Source organism: Sporosarcina sp. NPDC096371, from assembly GCF_044762865.1.
In the GTDB taxonomy this organism is placed as follows: Bacteria; Bacillota; Bacilli; order Bacillales_A; family Planococcaceae; genus Sporosarcina.
In genome coordinates this window covers 290185-310106 of sequence record NZ_JBIWFE010000003.1, presented here as the reverse complement: position 1 = coordinate 310106, position 19922 = coordinate 290185, and the positions used below count along the sequence as shown (strand labels likewise).

The following is a 19922-nucleotide window of genomic DNA, read 5'->3' as shown; positions in this document are numbered from 1 at the left end:
CTATGCAGCAGTGATTTTCCCATCACGCGGTAACGCCAGCCCAACGAGCCCCATAATCGGTAAAAATGACACAATAATCATTGTCGTATAAATACCTAGATGATCCATCAATATCCCAATGACTACAGCACCAATGGCCCCCATACCGAATGCAAGTCCGACTGTCAGTCCCGCCATTGTGCCAATTTTACTTGGCACAAGCTCTTGTGCATAAACGACCGTTACTGAAAAACTAAGCATAATGAAAAAACCGATAAACAGTAGTAAGACAATAACTCCCCATAATGGAACATACGGCAAGAAAATACAGAGTGGAATAGGAACAGCAAGTGACATGACAATGACATTCTTTCGACCGATTTTATCGGCCATTGGCCCGCCGAAAAATGTTCCGACCGCCCCGAGAGCTAGAAAGAGAAAAATATATATGAGGCCTTCCCCACTTTGCAGACCATATTTCTCCATCAAATGAAAGATGAAAAAGCTTGTAATACTCGTAACATAAAACGAACGAGCAAAAATAATAACAAGGAGCAGTGACAGTGCAATCCCTACTTGCTTTTTTGTTAAATCACCGATAGATGATAACAGTACTTTCTTGCGCTTATTCAATTTTTCTTGGTCCAACTGATCTTTATACCAGGCCGAAATTTTCATCAAAATGAAAATCCCTAACGCAGCAAAAATCATAAATAAGGCGGCACTTTTCTGACCAAAAGGTACCAATATGTATGCACCTATTAATGGAGCGAGTGCTTGTCCTGAATTCCCACCCACTTGGTAGATCGATTGAGAAAGTCCTCGTTTCGAGCCTGCTGCCATAAACGATACACGCGACCCTTCCGGATGAAAAATAGCGGAACCGAAACCAAGTAACATGACCGAAACGACTATCAGCCAATAGTCCGGCGCCAAGGCAAGCCCTCCAATTCCGACAAGTGAAAATAACATACCCGCTGGTAACGCATACGGCATCGGCTTTTTATCGCTTATATAGCCCACGACGGGTTGCAAAACAGATGCAACCATATTCAATGCAAAGGCTATGAAACCAAGTTGGGTAAACGTCAGCCCCTTGTCTTCTGCGAGAACCGGGAATATTGCTGGAATAACCGCCTGTAGTGTGTCGTTTAGCAAGTGACAACCAGCAATCGCAAACATAATTGGATAGACAGGATTGCTTAGATTCGTTGATTCTTTTATTGTTGTCATTTAATCCCTCATTCTTTCTATTACCTCAATAACTTAATAGCCTCATTATAACGCAACTTTAGAAAACTTGAATAACTGAATTCCAAAAAAGATCGATTGCTTCACTCGCCACCGAAAAGACCGGTAATTTATACATAACTATAAATAAGTTCGCACTCTATTGATTATTCAATAGAGTGCGACTAGTGTATAATAGAATTCATCAAACTAATGCGAGGAGATAATGACATGAATATTCTAATTGTCGGAGCTGGCGCTATTGGTGGTTATTTTGGTGGTAGACTCTCGGAAAAGGGACAGGATGTTACTTTTCTAGTGAGGGAAAAACGAAAAGAAATACTTGAAAAGACAGGATTAAAAATTGAAAGTATCAACGGTAATGCAGATCTTGTCCCCCACCTAATTACAGCCAGTGACGTTGGAGAGACATTTGATTTGATACTCGTGTCAACGAAGTCCTACCACTTGGCACAAGCTATCGATGATATCCGACCTTTTGTAAAGGATGACACAATTATTTTACCTCTATTAAATGGCATCGGTCACCTCGATCAATTAATAGATGCCTTTGGAGAAAATGCCGTCATTGGAGGACTTTGCTTTATCGAAACGACACTTGACGAAAACGGCACCATTCTTCAAAAAAGTCCAAGTCACCAACTGATTTATGGAGAAAGGTCTGGTGAAATCACACCTAGAATTGAAAAACTGCAAGAAGTTTTTGATGGAGCAAATGCTTCTTTTGAACTTAGCACACAAATCACTCAAGAAATGTGGCATAAATATTTATTCATCACAACGATGTCTGGTATCACTTCACTTATGGAATCGCCAATTGGTCCAATCATGGAACTAGAAACGGGCAGACATACTGTGAAATCCTTATTGGAGGAAATCGCGGCGATAATGCGCGAAATGGAGGCTCCTATCAAGAAATGCATTACAACTGACCTATTCAATAAAATTGAAACGATGTCCTATGATATGAAATCCTCCATGCAACGTGACTTGGAAAAATCCCTTCCTCTAGAAGCAGATCATCTGCAAGGATTCTTATTACATCATGCACAAGCTACCCCAGTTCCAATTCTTGAAACAATTTATACGAAGCTTAAGATTTACGAAAAAAGTAACTAAAACAAAACAAGACCGAGTCAAAATGACCAGGTCTTGTTTTTTCAATCTTGATGACATCTCCCAATTAAAGCGAATCGAATGAGAGAACAATCACTTCATATCCCACTTATCGCTTCTTTCCCCTTAACAAAGTACGATTCGATTTTATCCACAGCCAACGGTTCGCTAAAGATAAAGCCTTGCACTTCATCGCACCCATGCTCGCGTAAAAATTGGAGTTGCTTTTCGTTCTCAACTCCCTCTGCAATCACTTTCAATCCAAGATTCTGAGCCATCCGGATAATCGTAATGACAATATTCGTGTCACTGACGCTCTTTTCAATATTCCAAATGAACGATCTGTCAACTTTCAATCGATCAATTGGGAATTTCGTAAGATAGCTCATGGAACTATAGCCTGTTCCAAAGTCATCAATACTTATTTTCACGCCAAGCTTTTTCAATTCTTTCAGTGTTGGAATAGCATGTTCGACATCCATCGTCATCGTTTCAGTTATTTCAAGTTCTACGAATTCGGGTTTCAGTCCGGTATCAGTTAAAACGGATTGAACCAAATCGGGTAAGGTATTGCTAGCAAATTGATATGATGATAGATTAATAGCCACACTAAAAGGTGGAATGCCCATACTCTGCCACTTCTTATTTTGTTGGCAGGCTGTCCGTAGCACCCACTCATCTATTTGTGTGATAAGTCCCGTTTCCTCAGCTAGTGGGACAAATTCACTCGGTGATAACATTCCAAGTTCCGGATGATTCCACCTCACCAATGCTTCCACACCAATCATACTATTTTTTTTGATGTCGATTTTCGGTTGATAATAAAGGACCATTTCGCCAGAGTCAATCGCTTTTCGCAAGGATGCTTCCAATAAAATTTTAGCATGTGATTTTGGATCCAATGCATCTGAGTAAAGGACATATTGATTTTTCCCTTGTTTCTTTGCTTGAAACATAGCCGTATCTGCTTTAATACGGAGTTCTTCCGCTGTTCGTCCATTGTCAGGATAGACAGAAATCCCTATACTTGCGGTAATATGAAAGTCATAGCCTTTTATGACGGATGGTTCATTAAAAATCCCTAGTAACCGGTTACCGATTTGTTGAATTTCATCTGGGCAGTTAACTGGGAGAAACAAGATGAATTCATCCCCACCCACTCTTGCGATAAAATCATCTTCTCCAAAATTACCGACAAGCCTTTTCGCTAGTCTTTTTAAGACAAGGTCCCCATCCTTATGCCCTAATGTATCGTTAACAATTTTAAAACGGTCCAAATCCAAATGGATAACGGCAAGTTGATGCCTCACTTTATTGCTATTCATCTCTTCGATCATCGCCGCTAAATTAGTGGTTAGTGATTTTCGATTTGGCAGTCCAGTTTGCACGTCATGATTCGCCAAAAAATTGAAACGTTGCTGTACTTTGTACACATCAGTAATATCACGTATTTGTGAAAATACACCCATAATTTGATTGCTCTTATCATAGATAGGGAATGCATCAAATAAACAGAAACGTTGTTTAGGATCCCCCTCTTCACCTAGCGTAATATAGACTTCATCAAATCGCTTCTTTTCACTGAGAACAGCTACTATGTACTTCCCAATGTTCGGTAAATTCCGTACATGATTCCCGATTACACAACATGCCTGTTCACCAAGAAGTTCTTCTGCTTGAATATTAAATTCAAGCACCACGCCATCCCGATTGGTCGTTAGCACTCCGTACCTGCTATTATCCATCATCACTTGATGAAATACATTCAACTGTCTATTTTGTTTGCGCAAAACTAGTTCTCTTTCGATCGAGTCAACAATCGCAGACAACAATGTTGTAATCATTGGATCTTGAAACGCTATATCTGTCATGATCGTAAACGAACCAAGAATCTCATCCGTTAGTGTATTTTTAAATGCCACACCATAACAGGCAGTAGATTGTAAGGGCAGTTGATAATGTGACTCACCTATTATTTCTACAGGTCCCCAGTGATGAGCAAGTGAAAGATTAATGACATTTGCCCCCATCTGACTTTCCGTAAACTGAATACCTGGTTGAACGCCAAGGTAATTTGCTTGTTTTTCGACTTGATCGTCTCCGACCATGTCAAGAATAACACCATTACAATCTGAGACTGAAACAAGGATGGGAATATTTTTCAATGACTCAATAATTTTTTTGCTAAAAAAACGGGTAACCGAAATGATTTCTTCATTTTGACCCGATTTCGCTAAGCAATCCACGTCAGCTGAAATAGTCGTTGGGCTAGGCAAGTCTTCAGGGTTTATGCCTACATTTCGACATTTTTCGTTCGCTTCAGCAATCAATTCAGCGATTGTTTTCAAGTCTCTTCCCCCTCTTGCTCTTAAAAATTACCGTTTATTTCATTTCATCATACCATGGAAGAATTCAAAACGCATTACATAATTCGACATTTTTCACACTTCAAAATTATTCGTTCAGTTTGCTTAGGTCATTTTAAGGATACATCATCTTGCGCTTTATCTGCCCCCGATACTAGTAAACTCGTTGTCAATCCCACACAAAAAATAGTGGCTAATGATAGAGTCAATTGAACGGTAAGAATCACGAAACTTCCAAACGTAACAATAAATATATCAATCACAAAAATCATCAAGCCCGGGTTAACTTTTAGCTTTCTTGCAATCATTTGCCCCAGTAAATCAGTTCCGCCTATGCTGATGTCTAAACGGAGCATGATACCAACACCCATCCCTATGACAATTCCACCACAAACGGCAGCTACTAAGGGAGATGTGACAAGCTCCTTTCCAATGGTTTGCAATGGAGAGACCAAATCAATGATAAAGGATGACAACAGCATCCCATGAATACCGTTAAAAAAGAACGGGCGATAAAATATCCATGCTACTAAAAAAATCGGTATGCTCACTAGCAAAAACGTAAACCCAACTTTGGCCCCTGTCAAGTAATGGAATATCAAACTAATACCGACCGCACCACCTTCCAACAGCCCAAATGGCACTATGAAAACATTAAGGCCAATTGCAACGAGTGCACTTCCAATCACTATCACTATCGCTCTTTTTAAAATATCCACGGAGCCCCCACCCATTTCAAACACTTTATAGATATATATGATGGACTCGGACAATTCATTTCAATTAAATAGGCGTAACTGGAATTAATTCCACCGAAATGACGCAGAGTATAGGTGTGTACAATCATCAGGTCAAATACCATTAAAAAGGAGGCAATCATTTAATGAAAGAACCATCCCATTCTAAGTCCAATCAAGAACAGTTAGACATATTGACCAACAGACAGGGACACCCCGTTACCAACAATCAAAATTTACGAACAGTCGGTAATAGAGGTCCGGCCGTACTAGAAAACTATGATTTCCTTGAAAAAATCAGCCACTTTGACAGGGAACGAGTCCCTGAACGCGTCGTCCATGCACGTGGAGCTGGTGCACACGGTCATTTCGAGGCATATGGTACCGCTGGCGATGAACCTGTGTCTACGTATACACGAGCCAAACTCTTTCAAGAAAAAGGCAAAAAAACACAGGTATTCGTGCGTTTTTCGTCGGTCATCCACGGTGGCCACTCACCCGAGACATTGCGGGATCCCCGTGGCTTTGCCGTGAAGTTTTATACGGAAGACGGAAACTGGGATCTTGTCGGCAACAATTTAAAAATTTTCTTTATCCGTGATGCGATTAAATTTCCAGATATGATTCACGCCTTTAAACCAGATCCGATTACGAATATTCAAGATAGCGAACGTTTTTTCGATTTTTGTGCGAGCTCTCCCGAATCATTCCATATGGTGACATTTGTTTATTCACCCTGGGGTATTCCTGCCAATTATCGGATGATGCAAGGTTCCGGTGTCAATACGTACAAATGGGTGAATCAGGAAGGTGTAGCGGTACTTGTGAAATATCATTGGGAGCCAAAGCAGGGCATTAAAAACCTAACCCAACAACAAGCTAGCGAAATCCAAGGGACAAGTTTCAATCATGCCACACAAGATTTATATGATGCCATCAAAGAAGGTGATTACCCCGAATGGGAGTTGCTTGTCCAAGTAATGAGTGATGATGACCATCCAGAGCTCGATTTTGATCCGCTCGATGATACAAAGTTATGGCCGGAAGATCAGTTTCCGTGGCTCCCTGTCGGAAAAATGACATTAAACAAAAATCCTGAGGATTATTTCACTGAAGTGGAACAAGTAGCATTTGGTACTGGGGTTCTAGTGGACGGCCTCGATTTTTCCGACGATAAAATGCTGCAAGGGCGGACATTCTCCTATTCTGATACACAACGCCATCGAGTTGGAGCCAACTATTTGCAACTGCCCATCAATTCCCCCAAAAAGCGGGTGGCAACGAACCAAGCTGGCGGACAGATGCAATATAAACTCGACCGTGCTCCTGGCCAGAACCCACATATTAACTATGAACCCTCGATTTTAGGCGGATTAAAAGAAGCCCAGCAAGATGGTAAAGAATATACGCCTTTTATAGAAGGAAACCTCGTGCGGGAGTCCATAGATCGTCAAAGCAATACAAAGCAAGCCGGAGATACTTATCGCAATTTTGAAGAGTGGGAACGAGCTGATTTGATTTCAAATTTAGTGTCTGACCTTGCAAATTGCGACTCGCGCATTCAAGAAAAAATCATTGCCCTTGCTGAGGAAGCTGATAATGAATACGGTCGACGATTACGGGAAGGATTGGCTCAAGCAGCTCAAGGGGGGTCTAGCCAGAAGCCGCTTGGCAATCGCGATGGCAACACAGCACCTGATGAAGCCGTGAAAAAAGGACATGACGCCGAACCTTATTAAAAGCAGCTCACTCAATGGAGACAATCCATTTGAGTGAGCTGCTTTACTTTCTGTTCAGTTTTCACAAAAATATTTTTGATTGCTGAATGAAAATCAACCTGTTCTTATAGCTTGTTCTCAAAAAAAATAATGCGATTACTGAATGGATCAATAACTGTCAGTTCCGTCATTCCCCACGGAGTTTCTTCAAGACAGGGACGTGCGAAATCATAGACTTTCGAACAAAGTGTTGAATGGAGTCCTTCTATATTTTCAACTCCAATTCTAATGGCAGCTCCAGGGCTACAATCACCATGATGCTCTGACAAGTGAATAACACAATTTCCTCGTGACACTTGAAGATAGAGTGGTAATCCCTCTTCGAACCGATGCTCCCAATCTACTGTAAAATCTAAATAATCCACGTAAAACTCCATTGTTTTCTGCCTATCGAAAATGCGAAGTATCGGAATCATTTCACCCATCATCACTTGAGATTTGTAGTCCATCAAAAGCCCCTTTCACATTACATCATGTGATACAAAATAAGCCGCAACATAGGTATCAATTATGATCATTTCTCCGATCTAGGAATAGCAATAGGCAAATCGGTTGTTTTTAAACCTTAAAAATCAAAGTTATCCGGATCTGGACCCACTCGGTGATTTTGATTTAAGTTATTGATGCGTTCTATATCTTCCGCTGTTAATTCAAAATCAAAGACGGTTGCATTTTCAGCAATGCGATGTGCTTTCGTCGATTTTGGAATGGTGACAACACCATTTTGTATATCCCAACGTAAAATAATTTGGGCAACGGATTTGCCATATTTATCGGCGATTTCTTGAAGTTCTGTGTTATCAAGCAACTGGCCCTGCATAAGTGGAGACCATGCTTCCAACTGAATCGCGTGTTGCTGACAAAACGCTTGCAGTTCTTTTTGCGTCAAACGTGGATGGTATTCCACTTGGTTGACCATCGGCCTAATCTCCGCATCTTTCAACAAATCTTCAAGATGGTGAATTTGGAAATTACTAACCCCAATCGCTTTCACGCGTCCTTTTTTATACAACGTTTCTAATGCACGCCAAGCTTCTTTATATTTACCAGCTACTGGCCAATGAATAAGATAGAGATCCAAATAATCTAATCCTAGTTTCGTTAAGCTCTCTTCGTATGCCGCGATTGTCGCTTCGTACCCTAGTTCAGAATTCCATACCTTTGATGTAATAAACAACTCTTCCCTCGCAACCTTTGCTTCATGTATCCCTTGTCCCACTCCTGCTTCATTACCATAAATAGCTGCTGTATCGATACTGCGATAACCATGTTCGATCGCACCCTTGACTGCATTCACAAGCTCTTGACCCTCTTCGACTTTAAAGACACCTAAACCTAACCAAGGCATTTCCACACCATTATGCAACGTTGTTGTAGATTGTAAGTTTTTCATTATTGAATGACCTCCATTTTTTAATTTAAGACAGCTTTAATCGCTGTTGATCTTTTCGTTCCAACCTTCGACTGACACCAGTTAATATGGCTGCAACCAACACCATCACCGCACCAATCCAAGCAGTATGAATGAGCCCTATTGAATCTGTTACCACTCCACCCACATACGCACCAACGGCAATTCCCGCATTAAATGCAGCGATGTTCATAGCTGAAGCGACATCTACCGCACTTGGAACATAACGTTCAGCTAACATGACGACATATACTTGCAGTCCCGGTACGTTCATAAATGCAAACAAGCCCATGAAGAGTATCGTTACTAAACCAGCTACTTTAAATGGTGCTGTAAATGTTAAAATGAACAGCACAATTGCTTGTACAATAAACATATAAAACAGCGCATGAATGGGATTTTTATTTGATAGCCTTCCACCAATCATATTACCGATGGCAATCGCAACCCCATAAAAGAGTAAGATAACTACAATTGTTCCTTGTTTAAATCCAGTTATCGTCTGAAGCAAAGGCGAAAGGTAAGTGAATACAACAAATGTCCCACCATACCCCAGCGCTGTAATGCATAACACTAGCAATATTCTACCATTCGTCACGAGCTTAACCTGATCTCGAATAGTTGTTGGAGCACTCTGCCGTAAATCAGACGGAACAAGAATACTGTTCGCAATAAACCCGACAATCCCTATGACGACGATTGCCACAAAGGCAAAACGCCAACCAAACTGTTGCCCAATAAATGTACCAAACGGAACCCCGGTAATCGTTGCAACAGTAAGTCCCGTAAACATGATCGAAATCGCGCTTGCCCTACGATTTTCAGGAACTAAATCAGCAGCAATCGTCGATCCAATCGACATAAATACACCATGTGAAAAGGCTGCAATGACGCGAGCGACCAACAAAATTGTGACACTTGTTGCACATGCCGCAATCCCGTTCCCTACTATAAAGATTACCATAATCCATAATAATAATGACTTCCGTGGCATTCTTGAAGTGAGTGATGTTAATATCGGCGCGCCTATCATTACACCTACTGCGTACAATGAAACCGTAAGCCCTGCCGTTGTCACCGAAATATCTAAGTCTTGGGAAATCAGCGGTAAAAGTCCCACGCTAACAAATTCGGTTGTTCCAATTGCAAATGCACTGACAGCTAGTGCAAGCAGTGCAAATATACTTCGCTTTTTATCCAAAGTCATTCTACTCCTGTCCTCTCCTATTGTTGTATGAAGATAAAAATCGTGTAATTCGTCGACAAATGTTAGTATGAATCATAGGGATTCAAATGAAAAGTACGCACTTTTAAGTACTATAGGAACCCAAAAGTTACATAGGTACTTATAAGTTCCTATAGATAAGGAGAATATGCATGAAACAAAAAAAGTATAATATATCCGTCGAAGCAACATTAGAAGTAATCGGAGGAAAGTGGAAATGTGTCATTCTATGCCACTTAACACATGGAAAAAAACGGACAAGCGAGTTAAAACGTCTCATGCCCGACATCACACAAAAAATGTTAACGCAGCAATTACGGGAGTTAGAGGCAGATGGCGTGATTAACCGAATTGCCTACAACCAAGTCCCACCAAAGGTAGAATACGAACTAAGCGAGTACGGCTTAAGTTTAGAAAGCATATTAGATTCGCTATGTGCCTGGGGAGAAGTTCATATTACGAAGGTCTATGGAGATAAATTCACCGTCTTAGAGGATAGTATTTTAAATGATAAGCTGAAATAAAGAACTATGATTAAGGTACACCTACCCATAGAATATATTTGTTCAATTTGTCCGCATAGAAAAGGGATTCCATAAAAACGGAATCCTTTTTCTATACACCTAAAAATGCTTCAGGATACTTAACTGTTCCCTGTACATTATCCAACGCACCTTGTTGTAGTTCAATAACCATGAATGCTTCATTAGGCACATCAAATGGGGCTTTAATTCCTTTCTCACTTGCAATAATGAAACCGAACTTTGGATAATAATCGCTATGCCCTAATACAACGACAGAATCGTAGCCAAGCTCCTTACTTCGCTTCAAACCCTCTTTTTTTAACAATGAACCGATCCCTTTGTTCTGAAAGTCTGGCTTGACTACCACTGGCGCAAGAGCCAAAGACTGAACAGAGCTTTCTGCCGTTTCAATGGTGATTAAACTAAAAAGTATATGGCCGATTATCTCATTCTTTTCGCTTTCAAATACTAAAGTGAGCTCGGGTATAAACGAATCTGATGTCCGAATAGCAGTAATTAGATTCGATTCACCTTCCTGCCCAAAAGCGAGATCATTCACTTCCTTGATGGCTATAAAATCTGCCGGTTGTTCAACACGGATTATCGTCAAAACACTTATCCTTTCACACTTCATTCCATTTTTCTACACCAGAAGTATACCATTCATTGACATTGAAAAACGGCTTACGCTTTTATCAGCACGTAAGCCGTTTTTTAAATTGGTTATTTTGTAGGAACGACTTCAATTCGATCTTTCTCAGTACCCGCCACAACTACCGCAGCAGATGCATCACCAACAATATTCACTGTGGTACGCATCATATCCAAAATCCGATCAATCCCTGCGATAAGCGCGATTCCTTCGAGCGGCATATTGACCGAAGTTAACACCATCGCCAGCATAATCATGCCGGCTCCAGGGACACCAGCCGTACCAATACTCGCCAATATTGTGATTAATACAACGGTTAATAGTTCCATGAACGACAAATTCAATTGATAAAATTGTGCGATGAAAACGACCGCAACACCTTGGTAAATTGCCGTTCCATCCATATTTACAGTCGCTCCTAACGGAAGCACAAAACTTGAAATCCTATTTGGCACACCAAGATTTTCATTCGTATTTTTAATCGTTAAGGGCAAAGTCCCTGAACTACTTGCTGTACTAAAAGCGACAAGGGCAGCAGGTGAAATCCCTTTAAAGAATTTAATAGGGCTCATTCTTCCCCAAGTTTTCACAGCAGTTGAGTAAACAATGACAGCATGCAGGATACATGCGATGAAAACGGCTAGGATCAATTTTACGAGTGGCAATAAAACAGATAGTCCATACTGTCCTACAACTGGCGCAAGTAGTCCCAAAACGCCTATGGGTGCCACTTTCATGACAATACCGGTAATTTTGTACATAACTTCTGCAAAACCTTCAAAAAATCGATAGACCGGCTGTGCTTTCTCACCAATTAATGTAATCGCCAAACCGATGAATAATGCGAAAAAAATGATTTGCAAAATATTCCCTGCTGCTAATGATGTGAACGGATTTTCAGGTATGATATTCAAGAGAGTGGTAATAGCGCTTTGCGGTTCCTGTGTAGCCGCCTCAGGTATGCTCAATCCTTCGGTCGCAATCGTTACTCCTTTACCCGGAGCTATTGCAAACGCTACCAAAAGACCAATCACAATTGCTACTGCAGTTGTCGCAAGATAATAGACAACCGTTTTAACCCCCATTTTCCCTAGCTGCTTTGGATCAGATGTCCCCGCAACCCCAACGACCAGTGTAGATAAGATGAGTGGGGCAATGATGAATTTAATTAATCGAAGAAACAATTCTCCAAATGGCTTCAAAAAGTCGATAGAGCTACCAAAAATACTCCCTAAAATAATAGCTAAAACAAACGCAAAGAAAATTTGAGTGACTAGATTGAACTTAATCTTCATTTTCCTATCCCCCCTTTTATGATTTTATTCAACTCCGACCTAGAACATGCTTAAATGAAAAAACACACCCCGCAGAAATTTCTTTACGGAGTGTGTCTTGTTCATCATTTCGTTAAAACCATCTACCCACAATCGGATAATTATACGTTTCGCCATTCAGCGTTTTGATGATTCCCATGATTGGAATGATAATAGTCATCAAAACAAATATAATGAGAAACGGTAGTCCTATAAGAAGGAAAGTAAACAGAACCGACACAAAAATCAACACGCCCATCACAAGTTGAAATAAAATCGCTTGAATCGATACTCTTTTCACTTCTGAATCCGAAACGACAAGATAAATAATAAATGGAACTAAAAAGGGAGCAAAGAAAGCACTTGCGTGAACCAATACTTTCAACCCTTTATTCTCCATAGAATAATGCTTATTATCCATAATAAAAACCTCCCTACCCTATCTAGTATCTTATTATACGAATGAGATAAAAGGAAGTTTCATTTATTTCAATTGGAGCAGTTCAAACATTTCATTGAGCTTATCGACATCGACTTGTTCATTTAGGTCATCTGTTAAACCATATTTTTCTTTTAGGGTTAAAATTCGCTTTACACTTTCATTAAGCCGTTCTTCCGTAATGCTTCCTTCATCAATAGCCGTTTCAAGAGCGTTGACTGTATTTACTTGATTGTTGGTATCGCCAACAACAAGGAGCAAATCACTTCCCGCCATAAAGGACTGAACAGCCGCCTCTGGAACTGTATAGTCATTCGTAATTGCCCCCATCACCAAATCATCTGTAATAATTACCCCATCAAATTCCATCTCAACCCGTAGCAACCCTGTGATAATCTCCTTGGACATGGATGCGGGATACTCTGGGTCCAATTCTGGAAATAAAATATGAGCAACCATGACAGCATCAGCACCTTCATCAATCGCTTGTTGAAAGGGAAAAAGTTCGACATTTCGGAGCTTTTCCAACGTTTTTTCTACTTTTGGCAACACCTTATGCGAATCAACAACCGTATCTCCATGGCCTGGAAAATGTTTCACAACTGGAATAACGCCACTGTCCATCATGCCATGCATCATCGAAACACCCAGTTTCGCAACTTGCTCTGGATCAGCCCCTAACGACCGATCCCCAATCACTGGATTTCCCGGGTTACTATTGACATCTAAAACAGGCGCAAAATTCATATTGTAGCCAAAATCGTGGAGTACTTCCGCTACATAAGTGCCCGCACGATAACTAACTGTTTCATCATGTCGTTTACCGATCTGTGCACTCGTCGGCAGTTTTGGAATCCCAGCTGGCAACCTTGAAACTCTTCCCCCTTCTTCATCGACAGACATGAATAAAGGGATTTTATTCGACGCATTTGCCCTCTTTATGGCATTGATAAACGTTAACATTTCCGGCGTTGTAGAGACATTTTTCCCCATCAAAATAACGCCACCAACATGATAATTGCGAATGAGTTGATCTATCTCTTCTGAAAATGACTTGCCCTCTACTCCTATCATAAGTAACTGTCCAATTTTTTCTTTTACTGACATTTTGTCAATCATCTCATCTATCGGCGAGACGATAACTTCCGGTGGCTCGATATTGACTGGCACTTTTTCCGGAGGCGTAGTCATCGTAGACGATGACTCATTTTCGCTACTCTTCTGTGTAGATTGAAAACAGCCCGAGAGTAAAAGTAAACAACAGCAGACCATGAATATGATTGTAAAGGCACGATTCATCATCACTCCACCTCAAATTTCACAGTTATCTCATGTCATTTCCATCGATCGATTGCGGTTAGAATTGTTGTAAGTGACACAGTTCCTTTCTGCATAGGTGGTGGGCAGGATTGATTATATGTGAATATCTTGCTATTTATGTTATCTATTCGATCGTCCAAATCTGCGGTTGCATTAGCTAAATAACAGGCTGCTATCGCTACCACTTCATCGCGGATCTCATGCTGTAATTTTAACCAACTCGGTTTATAGCCTGCTTCTTTTGCAATTCGTTGGAAATGCTGAAATGTATCCCCGGAAAAGTAGTCTTGAGACAATGGTTTCCCTTGCCCCCTCAGGTTGTCCATGCCGCCCTCTGCCGTATGTTTTTTTAGAATATCCCCCATGAGGTCATTGTACGGTGGAATGAAATGATCCTCTTTCATCAATAGCACCCCTTATTTTTTTAGTTCTAAAATATGCTTCTGTTCAACTGTATAGTCCAATTTCATTTTTTCCAATTCTAGCTTCATTTTCTCAGTTTCCACGATAAAGTTTTGCTGTTTTAATTTTTCCAGTTCGATTTCATCCCGAATAAATTCTGCTTTTAACTTCACAACTCTACGATTATGATCTGTCAAAATTGCAGTAATCGGTACAGCCATGACCATTCCAACTATTATTACCCCTTCTAACAATAGAATCGCTCCCCTACATATTTCTGACTACTCCAATTATACAATATTCCAATTGTTTGTCACATAGTTAATAATCGCTTTATTCAAACTCCAAAAGGGTAAGACATAAATAGATGGGTATACTTGCACAATAGCCTGATGGAAAGGAGATTTTCTACATGAATTACACACTTGAAGAAGCTGTAAAAAAATACGCACTCCCTTTTGAATCAGATGCTGATCTTATGCCAATTCTCGAAGCCATCGGTGATGCAAAAATCGTTCTACTTGGAGAAGCGAGCCACGGGACTTCAGAATATTATACAGTCCGGGCACAGCTGTCAAAAATGTTAATTGAACAAAAAGGTTTTTCTGCCATCGCCATTGAAGGTGATTGGCCATCCGCCCAACATGTCAATCGACATATAAAAGGGTATGATGACGAACAAAAAACGACTACGGAAGTGTTACAAGCTTTTAGCAGATGGCCAACATGGATGTTGGCGAATAAGGAAATAACCGAGTTTATCGACTGGTTGAAAACGCATAATAACGCTAGTATCGGGGATTACAAAGTGGGATTTTACGGGATTGACCTGTATAGCCTGTGGGAATCAATCGAAGAAATTATTCGTTACTTAACCAAAACCAATCCCACGGGTGTGGATCTTGAACTAGCGCATAAAGCCTTCTCCTGTTTTGAACCTTTCAATGGTTTACCGGAACATTATGCAATATCTACTGCACATTTTCCGCAAGCATGCATTGACGAAGTCAGCAACTTACTCTCATCTATCCGTTCTCATGAAGACCATTATCAAGGTAAGCCGGAAGACAGTTTGAATATAAAAGTGAATGCATTGGTCGCCAAAAATGCCGAAGAATATTACCGTGCCATGCTGCAAGACAATGCCCGTTCCTGGAATATTCGGGACGAGCATATGGTAGAAGCCATCCGCGAAGTACGGAACCACTACGGGGAAGATTCAAAAATCATCGTCTGGGAGCATAATACGCATATTGGAGATGCTCGGGCCACGACAATGCAAGAGGATGGCATGCTAAACGTTGGACAATTGCTCCGCGAACAGTATCAGGAGGGGGAGGTTTATGCAGTAGGTTTTGGCACTCATCGAGGTACGGTCATTGCAGCTGAAAAATGGGGAGTACCATTCAAAGAAATAGAAGTTCCTCCTGCTCGCCAACATTCATGGGAAGACCTCTTGCACAATACAGGAGCCGATGACAAGCTTTACATTTTCGATGACGATAACCGAAAACACTTTGCCAGTTGGATTGGTCACCGGGCAATTGGCGTCGTTTACAATCCTGAATTTGAGGCCTTCGGTAATTACGTGCCAACCAAAATTGGAAACCGATACGACGCCTTTATTTTTATTGACCAGACGAAGGCACTGAAACCACTTGTGTTGGAAGAAAAAGCGACCACTGGTTGAAACCCGTGTATCAAAAAAACAAACATGATGGACACTTCCGTCATGTTTGTTTCCCTTAATCATTTTCAGCAATATCTTTCAGTATAGAAAGCTTGTTGTCCCAAAACTGTTCATAGAAAACGAGCCATGTTTGTAATTTTTGCAGTGGCTTAGCTTCTAAGCAGTAAAGCTTTTCACGGCCTACTTTTTGTGAAGTGACGAGCCCAGCTGATTCTAATACATGAAGATGCTTCGTTACCGCAGTCCTGCTCATTGTGAAATGACTACTAATCATTGAAATCGGTAATTCTACACCTGCTAGCAACTCAAGCAGTTTGCGTCGTGTCGGATCAGCGATGGCTTGAAAAACATCGTACTTCTGCGACTCTTCAGCCATTTAGGCTTCAACTACAGTTTTCATTTTTAAAACAAGTCCATCCCATCCGCCAGACATACGTGAACGTACTTCTGTATGCGGCTCACCGAACTCCGTCTGTTTTTCTTCATCCCATCCTGCGTGAATCAATGTCAATTCGGTTTGACCATCTTGTTCTTGTAATTCAAACGTAATGAGCCACTCCTCGCCCCACTCAAACGATAAGCGGTTTGGGGGATTCACTTCCGTCACTTTACATGCGGAATTACCCCAAGGCCCTGCTTGAATGATAAATTCTTTCCCTTCAATCGGCTCCATATCGTTTGGCATAAACCAAGCAGCAATCCCTTCTGCTGTAGCGACATAGCCCCAAACTTTTTCGATTGGTACGTTTATGACGATATTTTTTCTTACTTCTGCGAAATTTTCATTCATTGACATCTGAACTCCTCCTACCTAATAAATACAACCATTTGGTTTCATATCGAATTATATACAACCAAATGGTTTCACGTCAATGTTTTTCATTCAAAAAAAGCTAACTGCACTTGGCAATCAGCTTTTCTACACATCTTTATTTGCCCGCAAATGTTGCTGGCATCACGACACCCAAAACTTCCCCTGTTGCACAAATCGCATCATCAGCAAATACCTCAACAGACACTTTAAATTTCTTCGGATGAATTTCTTCCACTTTCCCAACCGCCTTCAACAAAGCCCCGTGCGGCGTCGGTTTCAAATAATTAACGTTCAAAGAGGCCGTGACAAAACGCGGAGGTTCTTCCCCACTCCCCGGTTCATGTCCATTTTTCCGATGAAGTGCCAGTGAACAGGAACCTGTTCCATGACAATCCACCAGTGAAGCGATTAATCCACCATAGACAAACCCAGGAATTGCGATATGTTTAGACGATGGTTCGTAAAACGTCACCGTCTCCTCTCCTTGCCAACCTGTCCGAAAATGATACCCTTCTTCATTTAAACGGCCACACCCAAAACACCAAGCGAAGTCATCTCCGTAATCATCTTGAATCCCATGGATTACTTCTTTCGTCATCGTCATCGCAACCATCCTCCCCCTTCTACATTGCATCACAATAATTATAACACTCTGTCAATTAGTCATCCAAAATATCTTTCAAAAACTTCTCCCGATGATCCAAAAAATATTTCGTAATCTGATAATGCTCTGTCATTTCGTAATCCACTTCTTTGATTTCTCCATCATCAAAACTCAAGATAGTTGCATCTGGGTAGCCTAAAATAATCGGTGAATGTGTTGCGATGATAAATTGACAATCTTCCTCTTGAACGAGGTCATGCATAACGCGCAAAAACGTCAATTGCCGTTGGGGAGATAAAGCGGCTTCCGGCTCATCGAGTAAGTAAATGGCTTTTCCCCGAAATCGATTTAGAAATAATGACAAAAATGATTCACCATGTGATTGATGATGTAGTGATTTCCCACCATAATTTTGATAAGTACGGTACGCCTCACCTGGTTGACTTGCCACCTCATCAAGATGAGAAGCATAATGATAAAACGATTCAGCTCGTAAGAAGAAGCCGTTCGTCACTTTTGGCATCCACGACAATCGTAGATAATCACTTAATGCACTTTCTGACGCATCCACTTCGTATGCATTATTTCTTCCTCCACCTGCAGGATTAAACCCGCATAAGTCTGCAATCCCCTCCAGAAGTGTCGATTTCCCCGAACCATTTTCCCCAACGAAAAATGTCACTCGATTCGTCAAATCCAATTCCGTCATGGATTGAATGGCAGGAATTGAGAAAGGGTAGTTCTCTTTCGCTGTTACTTCCTTATGAAGAAGTGTTATTTTTCTTAAAAACAATCGTTTCCCCTCCAATGATAAATTTTCCTGTGTGGATAAACATATCCTTTATAGTCACAAGTACGCTACTAACCAACATCAGCTGCGTATACTAAAGAAACAAATGCGGGAGGTATTAAATATGAAAATGAGAGCATTCCTACTCATCGCTATTCTAATTGGCGGCTGTTATATGATGATACAGTCACATAACGACTATAGCGAAAAAGAGTTTACAGAACTTCTTGGCAGCATGGATGCATCATTCAACACATTACTTTTCACAAAACCCTCTACTTCTGGAGATACCATTGAAACTTGGCATGTCAATGATTCTTCCGAAATAGACAGTTTACTGGACTTCCTTCAAGATTACCATGTCCGGAAATTAAAGCCCGAAGAAATAAATGCGAATGACGAATTCCAACAGTTCAGTATCCAGTTGCAAGATGACAACGGGAATAGTCTAAGGATTATTGTCAATGAAAATCTTATTATCCAAAACTCCACCCAGTACTATGAGATTATTGACGGTCCACTTAATGTAAACTGGATGGTACAATTCTTTATAAGTAATCAAATTTGAACGGAAAAGGCATCTGTCTTTTCTGTTCTTACATATATCTTTCTGCAAAGTCCCCTCAATCATATATACTAATGATAACGTTCTAAAAAAGGAGCACGATTATGGATTTTAAAAATATTGGGGAACAGGTCATTCAAAAATATCAAGAAGATGAACAGCTGATGATCCGCTTATTTGTGCAGTGGTGTGCTAATCATCAGTTAGATCCTCACGAGTTGTACAAACGTGCCTATCCACACCAACAGCAAAACGCCGCGATGGAGACCATCATTAAACAAGCAGATGACGAAGATGACATCCACATCGATAACGAAACAACGCTTGATGTTCTGCAACTATTCGGCAATGAAGACCTGGCCTTTGTTGTAGCCGATGAAATTGAGCGGCTCGCTCAAAAATAAGACGCTCACAATTATTATTTATGAAGGTATGACAAAACCTCATCTATGTAGCTATCTAAAGGTTTCCCGGAATCGACTCTGAGACATTCGAGATCTAGGGGCCTTTTGCTATTTCCCACCCATTTTTCAAATGCCTCTTCAGAAGCAACCTGGTGAATTTGACTAATCATCCTTGTTCGGTTCTTTAGCCTCTTCTGAATCTCCTCTATGTCATTCAAATAGCATTCCACATATTTGTAATTAGCATGATGTTTCTCAGAGACCTTAACTCCCCTCTCTACCATTTCTGAATAAAAGCAAGGACTATCCAATATCACGCTATGCCCTTCGGATAAGTGAAAATCGATTAGTGACCATTCGATATCGTACGCTACTTTCCCGGCAGCGTTTGCCTCAATCTGAGTTGTTTCCAAAGATTTTAATATAGCCGATTTGACTATATCATGATCGATAATTATGGCGTCCGTCGATTTAGCAATAATTCTAGAAAGCGTTGACTTTCCCGAACCTGGAAATCCTGACATTTGTAGAAAAAACATTAA

23 protein-coding genes are annotated in these 19922 nt (G+C 40.7%); 6 read left to right on the top strand and 17 right to left on the bottom strand.

The window, feature by feature from the left end; translation table 11 throughout:
- Nucleotides 1-1212, bottom strand: a complete 1212-nt coding sequence (locus ACIQ0H_RS10195) for an MFS transporter (protein ID WP_403413953.1) — start codon at nucleotides 1210-1212, stop codon at nucleotides 1-3.
- Nucleotides 1213-1440: 228 nt separating this feature from the next.
- Between ACIQ0H_RS10195 and ACIQ0H_RS10190 the strand changes: the two genes are divergently transcribed.
- Nucleotides 1441-2349 (top strand): ketopantoate reductase family protein, encoded by a 909-nt coding sequence (locus ACIQ0H_RS10190; RefSeq protein WP_403413951.1) that lies wholly within the window; start codon nucleotides 1441-1443, stop codon nucleotides 2347-2349.
- Between the two features lie 95 nt (nucleotides 2350-2444).
- Here the strand turns inward: ACIQ0H_RS10190 and ACIQ0H_RS10185 are convergent, their stop codons facing one another.
- Nucleotides 2445-4694, bottom strand: a complete 2250-nt coding sequence (locus ACIQ0H_RS10185; RefSeq protein WP_403413949.1) for an EAL domain-containing protein — start codon at nucleotides 4692-4694, stop codon at nucleotides 2445-2447.
- A 128-nt stretch (nucleotides 4695-4822) separates the two neighbouring features.
- Complete coding sequence (locus ACIQ0H_RS10180; protein WP_403413947.1) at nucleotides 4823-5431, bottom strand: YitT family protein; 609 nt, start codon at nucleotides 5429-5431, stop codon at nucleotides 4823-4825.
- Between the two features lie 164 nt (nucleotides 5432-5595).
- Here ACIQ0H_RS10180 and ACIQ0H_RS10175 point away from each other — a divergent pair, with 164 nt between their 5' ends.
- The gene (locus ACIQ0H_RS10175; RefSeq protein WP_403413945.1) at nucleotides 5596-7188 is read left to right on the top strand and encodes a catalase; all 1593 of its coding nucleotides are present in this window, start codon (nucleotides 5596-5598) and stop codon (nucleotides 7186-7188) included.
- Between the two features lie 104 nt (nucleotides 7189-7292).
- On the opposite strand, the gene ACIQ0H_RS10170 is transcribed toward ACIQ0H_RS10175, so the two are convergent.
- The 3 genes from ACIQ0H_RS10170 to ACIQ0H_RS10160 form a co-directional block, all read right to left on the bottom strand.
- Nucleotides 7293-7676 carry a glyoxalase superfamily protein gene (locus ACIQ0H_RS10170; RefSeq protein ID WP_403413943.1) on the bottom strand — a complete coding sequence of 128 codons (384 nt, stop codon included), beginning with the start codon at nucleotides 7674-7676 and terminating at the stop codon, nucleotides 7293-7295.
- 116 nt (nucleotides 7677-7792) lie between these two features.
- Nucleotides 7793-8623 (bottom strand): aldo/keto reductase, encoded by an 831-nt coding sequence (locus ACIQ0H_RS10165; protein ID WP_403414510.1) that lies wholly within the window; start codon nucleotides 8621-8623, stop codon nucleotides 7793-7795.
- A 22-nt stretch (nucleotides 8624-8645) separates the two neighbouring features.
- Complete coding sequence (locus tag ACIQ0H_RS10160; protein WP_403413941.1) at nucleotides 8646-9845, bottom strand: MFS transporter; 1200 nt, start codon at nucleotides 9843-9845, stop codon at nucleotides 8646-8648.
- 170 nt (nucleotides 9846-10015) lie between these two features.
- Here ACIQ0H_RS10160 and ACIQ0H_RS10155 point away from each other — a divergent pair, with 170 nt between their 5' ends.
- Nucleotides 10016-10387, top strand: a complete 372-nt coding sequence (locus tag ACIQ0H_RS10155; protein WP_403413939.1) for a winged helix-turn-helix transcriptional regulator — start codon at nucleotides 10016-10018, stop codon at nucleotides 10385-10387.
- Nucleotides 10388-10478: 91 nt separating this feature from the next.
- Here ACIQ0H_RS10155 and ACIQ0H_RS10150 read toward each other — a convergent pair whose 3' ends face one another.
- The 6 genes from ACIQ0H_RS10150 to ACIQ0H_RS10125 all read right to left on the bottom strand — a co-directional run bounded on the left by ACIQ0H_RS10150 (nucleotide 10479) and on the right by ACIQ0H_RS10125 (nucleotide 14767).
- The gene (locus ACIQ0H_RS10150; protein WP_403413938.1) at nucleotides 10479-10997 is read right to left on the bottom strand and encodes a GNAT family N-acetyltransferase; all 519 of its coding nucleotides are present in this window, start codon (nucleotides 10995-10997) and stop codon (nucleotides 10479-10481) included.
- Nucleotides 10998-11110: 113 nt separating this feature from the next.
- Nucleotides 11111-12328: a dicarboxylate/amino acid:cation symporter gene (locus ACIQ0H_RS10145; RefSeq protein ID WP_403414507.1), complete on the bottom strand. Its 1218-nt coding sequence runs from the start codon at nucleotides 12326-12328 to the stop codon at nucleotides 11111-11113.
- Nucleotides 12329-12446: 118 nt separating this feature from the next.
- On the bottom strand, nucleotides 12447-12752 hold the full coding sequence (locus tag ACIQ0H_RS10140) for a magnetosome magnetite crystal formation protein family (RefSeq protein ID WP_403414504.1): 306 nt from the start codon (nucleotides 12750-12752) through the stop codon (nucleotides 12447-12449).
- Between the two features lie 84 nt (nucleotides 12753-12836).
- Entirely contained in the window at nucleotides 12837-14090 is a 1254-nt protein-coding gene (nagZ, locus tag ACIQ0H_RS10135; RefSeq protein ID WP_403413936.1) for a beta-N-acetylhexosaminidase, read from the bottom strand.
- Between the two features lie 35 nt (nucleotides 14091-14125).
- Complete coding sequence (locus ACIQ0H_RS10130; RefSeq protein ID WP_403413934.1) at nucleotides 14126-14515, bottom strand: DnaJ family domain-containing protein; 390 nt, start codon at nucleotides 14513-14515, stop codon at nucleotides 14126-14128.
- A gap of 12 nt (nucleotides 14516-14527) precedes the next feature.
- On the bottom strand, nucleotides 14528-14767 hold the full coding sequence (locus ACIQ0H_RS10125) for a hypothetical protein (RefSeq protein WP_403413932.1): 240 nt from the start codon (nucleotides 14765-14767) through the stop codon (nucleotides 14528-14530).
- 158 nt (nucleotides 14768-14925) lie between these two features.
- On the opposite strand from ACIQ0H_RS10125, the gene ACIQ0H_RS10120 reads away from it, so the two are divergent.
- Entirely contained in the window at nucleotides 14926-16203 is a 1278-nt protein-coding gene (locus ACIQ0H_RS10120) for an erythromycin esterase family protein (RefSeq protein ID WP_403413930.1), read from the top strand.
- 55 nt (nucleotides 16204-16258) lie between these two features.
- Here ACIQ0H_RS10120 and ACIQ0H_RS10115 read toward each other — a convergent pair whose 3' ends face one another.
- From ACIQ0H_RS10115 to ACIQ0H_RS10100, 4 genes are all read right to left on the bottom strand, one after another.
- Nucleotides 16259-16579 (bottom strand): ArsR/SmtB family transcription factor, encoded by a 321-nt coding sequence (locus ACIQ0H_RS10115; protein WP_403413928.1) that lies wholly within the window; start codon nucleotides 16577-16579, stop codon nucleotides 16259-16261.
- Entirely contained in the window at nucleotides 16580-16999 is a 420-nt protein-coding gene (locus ACIQ0H_RS10110; protein ID WP_403413926.1) for an SRPBCC family protein, read from the bottom strand.
- Nucleotides 17000-17132: 133 nt separating this feature from the next.
- A complete protein-coding gene (locus ACIQ0H_RS10105; protein ID WP_403414501.1) occupies nucleotides 17133-17615 on the bottom strand; it encodes a PaaI family thioesterase in 483 nt (160 codons plus the stop codon).
- 61 nt (nucleotides 17616-17676) lie between these two features.
- A complete protein-coding gene (locus ACIQ0H_RS10100) occupies nucleotides 17677-18414 on the bottom strand; it encodes an AAA family ATPase (RefSeq protein ID WP_403413924.1) in 738 nt (245 codons plus the stop codon).
- Nucleotides 18415-18535: 121 nt separating this feature from the next.
- Here ACIQ0H_RS10100 and ACIQ0H_RS10095 point away from each other — a divergent pair, with 121 nt between their 5' ends.
- Together ACIQ0H_RS10095 and ACIQ0H_RS10090 are read left to right on the top strand one after the other, a co-directional pair.
- Complete coding sequence (locus ACIQ0H_RS10095) at nucleotides 18536-18979, top strand: hypothetical protein (RefSeq protein ID WP_403413922.1); 444 nt, start codon at nucleotides 18536-18538, stop codon at nucleotides 18977-18979.
- Between the two features lie 101 nt (nucleotides 18980-19080).
- Nucleotides 19081-19380 carry a hypothetical protein gene (locus ACIQ0H_RS10090; RefSeq protein WP_403413920.1) on the top strand — a complete coding sequence of 100 codons (300 nt, stop codon included), beginning with the start codon at nucleotides 19081-19083 and terminating at the stop codon, nucleotides 19378-19380.
- Between the two features lie 14 nt (nucleotides 19381-19394).
- Here the strand turns inward: ACIQ0H_RS10090 and ACIQ0H_RS10085 are convergent, their stop codons facing one another.
- Entirely contained in the window at nucleotides 19395-19919 is a 525-nt protein-coding gene (locus ACIQ0H_RS10085) for a P-loop nucleotide/nucleoside kinase family protein (RefSeq protein ID WP_403413918.1), read from the bottom strand.
- Nucleotides 19920-19922: the final 3 nt, after the last annotated feature.